The organism is Tissierellales bacterium (assembly GCA_035301805.1).
Lineage (GTDB): Bacteria > Bacillota > Clostridia > Tissierellales > DATGTQ01 > DATGTQ01.
On record DATGTQ010000217.1, the window covers coordinates 1 to 5884 of the forward strand.

Genomic DNA, 5884 nt, shown 5'->3' on the forward strand with positions numbered 1-5884 from the left:
ATCTTTAAGCATGTGAAAACCCCCCTCTGGTTATAGTCTGGTAACTATATTATATCAGTTCAGGGGGGTTTTTACTATACATTTATCCATAATTTTAGCAAATCTGTTAATTTTTATAATATGCTTTTCAGTGGTCTCGGATGGTCCTAGTTGACTCACTTAAGGAGGGATTGGTTTTGAGGCAGTTTTTATTATTGTTAATTTTAAGTGTAACAATTTTAGTAACTGGCTGTACGTCAAAGGATGATATTGGAATTAAAGGAGAAGTTAAAGAAGTCTTTAAAGATGATTATGATATTACGGGAATTTACGTAGAAGGAGAAGTAGAAGAAGATACCTTATATGATAAGGCAGATGTTAGCTTTACAGAGAAAACTAAAGTGTATAAAGAGGATAATAAAGTAGATTTTAATGAATTAAAGGAAGGTCATGTAGTTGAGGTAATTTTTAATGGGGAAGTGGCAGAATCTTACCCAGTACAAGGTAAGGCTAAGAAGGTTAAAATAATAGAGTAATTGTGAGGGATATTATGTTTAAATTAGAGGCTTTAGAGAATATGACTGATGAGGAAAGATATAAATATATGTTAGTTTTGTTAAAGGGGCAGATAAGCTCTGAAAAGGATGATTTAGCTAATATTTCTAATGCAATAGGAATTATTATGGCATCTATAGATAGATTGAATTGGGCAGGTTTTTATATATTAAGAGAGGAAGAACTAGTTTTAGGACCTTTTCAAGGATTACCGGCTTGCAATAGAATAAAAGTTGGCAAGGGAGTATGTGGAACAGCTGTGGCAGAAAGAAAAGTTCAAAGAATAGCTGATGTAGATAAATTCCCTGACCATATAGCCTGTGACTTTGCTTCTCAATCAGAGTTAGTAATACCAATTATTAAAGATGGAAAAGTTTATGGAGTACTAGACTTAGACAGTCCAGAAAAAGGAAGGTTTACTGAATTAGAAGAAGAATACGTAATTAAGTTTATAGAAGAATTAAATAAGTATATTAATTGGGAAAATATATAAAGTGAGAAAAAGGGATGAAAGGAATGTGCCTTTTTTCTCACTTTATTATTATAAGATTATTATAAGTAAGGACTATCCCCTACTGACCTATTTTTTGAGTCACTGAAGACCATCCCCACGGACTCACTTACTTGATTTCTTTAGTATCTACTATTTCCATAATAGTATCAAATTCATCATCGAATATAGGTCTATCTAAGTATTCTGCCTCTCCTATTTGATTATCATAGGGATCCGACCGTAGGTATTTCTTCGCAGGATAAAAATCGTAATGGAATTCTGAATTTGCTACCATTCTAAAAGGATCTAAGTTGCCAAAGTAAAAGTTCCATCTTTGGCCATCCTTTCTTCTATATCCTCCGCCACCAAAGGAAGGGTCAGCAAACAACCAACCATAAGGTTCTATATAAAATTCAGCCCAATCGTGACAACCTATAGAGTGTGGATTTGAATATAATCCTGATTGCCATCTAGCTGGAATACCGACAATTCTGCACAAAGTAATGAAAAGCATAGCTTGTATTCCACAATCACCTTTTAAATTATATGCAGCATATTCAGGTGCATTGATTATAGCAGCATACTGTCTTACATAGGAATACTGAATATTTTGTGTAATGTAATTATATATATTTCTTGCTTTAATAAGTGGGTTTATTTCATCTCCAACTATTTCTTCCGCTAAGCTTACTAAAAATGGTGAAAATACAATATGTGGTGGCCATTCTCCAGTGCAAAAGTGAGGTTGATCTGTAGATACAATGGTTCTATCTAATTCCCTGTATTTAACATGGTTTTCATAAGAGTATTCTACAGTAAATTCATCATCACCAGTTAATCTTTCTTCAAAATAAATAGTTCTTTGTAAATGGCTTTCAGGAGCAATAATTTTTGGTTCATGGGAAGTCTTTAATATTTTAATATTTTTAATTTGTTGGGCAGCCCGTGGAATAGGTATATGCACCTTAATTATTTCTCCTATTTTGGCATGCTCCTTTTTAATCTTAATACCAGTTTTTAAACGGAAATAGTATTTTTTATCTCCATTATGGGTTATTTCATCAATAGTTTTATCTAAAACATCACCGGCTTTATTAGTCTTAACATTATCAATTATCCTATTATCTAATTCAGTATTTACTTGTATTATATTATCTAAAAATTTTTTGTGGAAATAAACTTGGCCATTTATATAGGCCCAATCAGCAAACCTTTCATTTTTCATATTTTCTAATTCTTCTTTAGTAAAGTCCTTAATCTTATTTTTTGCTAATTTTAAAGCATCCTCATAAGAATAAATATAATCCTGTTTAAACCTTCTCATTCTATCTTTTTCAAAATTTAACCTGTCTTTTAATATTTTAGGTATATTTCTTTCCATATATATTTCTATTAACTCTAAGGCCTTATCATAATCTCCAAAGGTTGTTAATCTTTTTACATCTTCTGGCAGGTCAACAGTTAATGAATATAAATTTTCCAAACTACTCACCTCCAAGTATTTTCTTATTTAAATTATATAATATAATAGATGTAATATAAAGGTTATGCTAAAACTATATATATTATTAAAAAATATTACCATGGGAGGCAAATATGACAAAAAGTTCAGTAATTAAAAAAATTCCTAATATTATCAATAAAGGAGAAGAGGAAGCTAAGAAAATACTTAGAAGGATAGAAAAACCTACATTAATAACAGAAGAAATAATCAGGTCAATTGGTAACAATGACAATCTATTAAAAGAAAAAATAGCTAGGTCGGCTAATAATGCGCTATTAACAGATGATTTAATTAATCAATTTATTTTAGGAGATAATTTATTTATAGTGGAAGCATTATTAAAAGAAGGCTTTAAAGAAAAAATAGATTTAATATATATAGATCCACCATTCTTAACTGGAATGGATTATAAATATAAAATAAATTTAATATCAAAAGGAAAGCCAGTAGCTATAGAACAATTTGCCTATACAGATATATGGGAGAGGGGTTTAGTGTCATATTTAGAAATAATATGTCCTCGGCTTTACTTGTTAAGAGAGCTTTTAAGTAATGAAGGAAGTATATATGTACATCTAGATTGGCGAGTAGTTCATTATGTAAAAATACTTATGGATGAAATATTTGGAGAAGAAAACTTTTTAAATGAAATTATTTGGAGTTATAAATCTGGGGGAGCAAGTAAAAAACATTTTTCTAGAAAACATGACACAATTCTCCTTTATTCCAAAACTAAAAACTATATATTCAATCCACAAAAAGAAAAATCCTATAATCGTGGGTTTAAACCCTATAGGTTTAAGGGAGTAAAAGAATATGAAGATGAAATAGGTTGGTACACTTTAGTAAATGCTAAAGACGTCTGGAATGTTGATATGGTAGGAAGAACTTCTAAAGAAAGAGTAGGCTATGCTACTCAAAAGCCAGAGAAATTATTAGAAAGAATAATTCTCTCTTCATCTAATGAAGACTCTATAGTAGGGGATTTTTTTGCTGGTAGTGGAACTACTGGAATAGTAGCAGATAAATTAAACAGGAAATGGGTATTAACTGACATAGGAGAATCTTCAGCCTTGACTATTAAAAAAAGGCTTATAAATAATGAAATTAACGAGTTTTTATTCCGACGAGTATATAAGGATGAAGAAAGTAATAAAAGTAATAAAGATAAAAGAGACAATAGAAATGGGATTACTATTGATTTTGTAGATAGAAAGATTAATGGAGAACAAGAAACCATAATTATAAAAATTCAAGATTATAAATTAGATATAAAAAACCTATCTTTAAATAAAAAAGATAAAAAGATAGTATCCCATATATTAAAAGATGAATCCTTAGCATTAATAGATTATATATCCATAGATCCAGATTTTAAAGGAGAAGTTCCTATATTTTCTTGGCAGAAATTTAGAAAAGATGAAAAAAGCATAATTTCTAATAATATAAAGTTAAAGTTATCTAAGAAAGAAGGGAATAGGAAGTTATTTATAAAAATTATAGATGTTTTTGGTAATAATAATGATATAATAATAGATACATAATTAGTTATATACAGGGAGATGAATAAAATCTTTTATATTAGAGAATTTTCTGCATATACTTAATATAGATGTAAAATGTTAAAAATTAATTGTAAAGGAGAATGGCTATGAATAATGACTATGATGAACATGAATATGATCTTATGGAGCCGGATACAATCTATCTTACGTTAGAAGATGATACTGAAATAGAATGTGATGTATTGGGAATTTTTGAAATAGAAGATAAGGAATATATTGCCTTACTACCTTTTGAAGATGACCAAGTATTTCTATATGAATATGTTGAAGATGAACAAGGTATTGATTTAATAAATATTGAGGATGATGACGAATTTGACCTAGTTTTAGAAGCCTTTTATACACTATTTATAGAAGAAGATTTTGATGAGGAAGAGTTTTAATAGGAAGTTAAAAAGAAGTACTTCGGCCTAGGTTGAGGTACTTTTTTAAATAATATGGAGGTGTTTTTTGTGAGTAATGAACTAACATTAGCAAAGGAATTAATAAACCTATTAGATGAATGTCCAAGTCCTTTTCATGTAGTTGAAAGGGTTGAAAAAGATTTAATAAAGGAAGGATTTAAAAAATTAGATTCTAAGGAAAAATGGGAAATTAAAAAAGGTGGTAAATACTTCGTTACAAAAAATAAATCAGCTTTAATTGCCTTTGTAGTAGGAAAGGGAGAAATTGAAGAAGATGGTTTTAGACTTATAGGTGCCCATACTGATTCTCCTACTTTTAGAGTAAAACCAAATCCGGAAATGGTAATTGAAAATAATTATTTAAAATTAAATACAGAAGTCTATGGTGGACCTATTTTAAATACTTGGTTTGATAGACCATTATCTTTAGCTGGTAGAGTAGCTGTAAGATCAGAGAACCCTATTAAACCAGATTACAAACTTTTAAACATTGACAAGCCTATAATGATAATACCTAATTTAGCTGTACATATGAACAGAAAGGTAAATGAAGGTGTAAAGATTAACGCTCAAACCCAATCCTTACCATTATTAGCTATGGTAAATGAAGAATTTGAAAAAGATAATTATTTACTAAAAGTCATAAGTAAAAATTTAGGTATAATCAAAGAAGATATTTTAGATTTTGATTTGTTCTTATATGAATATGAAAAAGGGAATATTATAGGTTTAAATAATGAGTTTATTTCCAGTGGTAGACTAGATGATTTATCAATGGTCCATGCTGGAATAAAAGCATTAGTAAAAAGTGAAGTTTCTAATTCTACAAATATTATGGTTTGTTTCGATAATGAAGAAGTAGGTAGTATGACAAAACAAGGCGCAGCAAGCCCAATGCTTAAAACTATACTTGAAAGAATTACATTTGCCTTAGGTAAAGATAGGGAGGATTTCTTTAGAGGACTATATAATTCTTTTATAGTTTCAGCAGATGCAGCTCATGGAGTCCATCCAAATTATACAGAGCAACATGATCCAACTAATAGACCAATTATAAATAAAGGACCAGCTATAAAGATTAGTGCAAATCAAAGCTATACTTCGGATAGTTTTTCATCTACAGTATATGAAAACATATGTAAAGCTGCAGATGTTCCAGTACAAAGATTTGTAAATAGATCAGATAAAAGAGGGGGCTCAACAATAGGTCCTATTTCATCATCCCAATTAGATATTCCATCTGTAGATATAGGAAACCCATTATTGGCAATGCATTCCATCCGTGAATTAGGTGGAGTAATGGATCATTATTACGTTTATAAATCCTTTTTAAAATTTTATGAAATATAAACTATAGTATAATTAATATAATACTAAAAAATAT

At 29.4% G+C, this 5884-nt stretch carries 6 protein-coding genes; 5 read left to right on the plus strand and 1 reads right to left on the minus strand.

Going from position 1 to position 5884, the window contains the following annotated elements:
• Positions 1-176: 176 nt before the first annotated feature.
• Positions 177-515 (plus strand): DUF3221 domain-containing protein, encoded by a 339-nt coding sequence (locus tag VK071_11055; protein HLR35847.1) that lies wholly within the window; start codon positions 177-179, stop codon positions 513-515.
• A gap of 14 nt (positions 516-529) precedes the next feature.
• Positions 530-1027 (plus strand): GAF domain-containing protein, encoded by a 498-nt coding sequence (locus tag VK071_11060; protein ID HLR35848.1) that lies wholly within the window; start codon positions 530-532, stop codon positions 1025-1027.
• A 127-nt stretch (positions 1028-1154) separates the two neighbouring features.
• Here the strand turns inward: VK071_11060 and VK071_11065 are convergent, their stop codons facing one another.
• Positions 1155-2510 (minus strand): transglutaminase-like domain-containing protein, encoded by a 1356-nt coding sequence (locus VK071_11065; protein ID HLR35849.1) that lies wholly within the window; start codon positions 2508-2510, stop codon positions 1155-1157.
• 113 nt (positions 2511-2623) lie between these two features.
• On the opposite strand from VK071_11065, the gene VK071_11070 reads away from it, so the two are divergent.
• From VK071_11070 to VK071_11080, 3 genes are all read left to right on the plus strand, one after another.
• The gene (locus VK071_11070) at positions 2624-4075 is read left to right on the plus strand and encodes a site-specific DNA-methyltransferase (GenBank protein ID HLR35850.1); all 1452 of its coding nucleotides are present in this window, start codon (positions 2624-2626) and stop codon (positions 4073-4075) included.
• 107 nt (positions 4076-4182) lie between these two features.
• Positions 4183-4479, plus strand: coding sequence for a DUF1292 domain-containing protein (locus tag VK071_11075; GenBank protein HLR35851.1), 297 nt, complete (start codon positions 4183-4185; stop codon positions 4477-4479).
• 69 nt (positions 4480-4548) lie between these two features.
• On the plus strand, positions 4549-5850 hold the full coding sequence (locus VK071_11080) for a M18 family aminopeptidase (GenBank protein HLR35852.1): 1302 nt from the start codon (positions 4549-4551) through the stop codon (positions 5848-5850).
• Positions 5851-5884 lie beyond the last annotated feature (34 nt).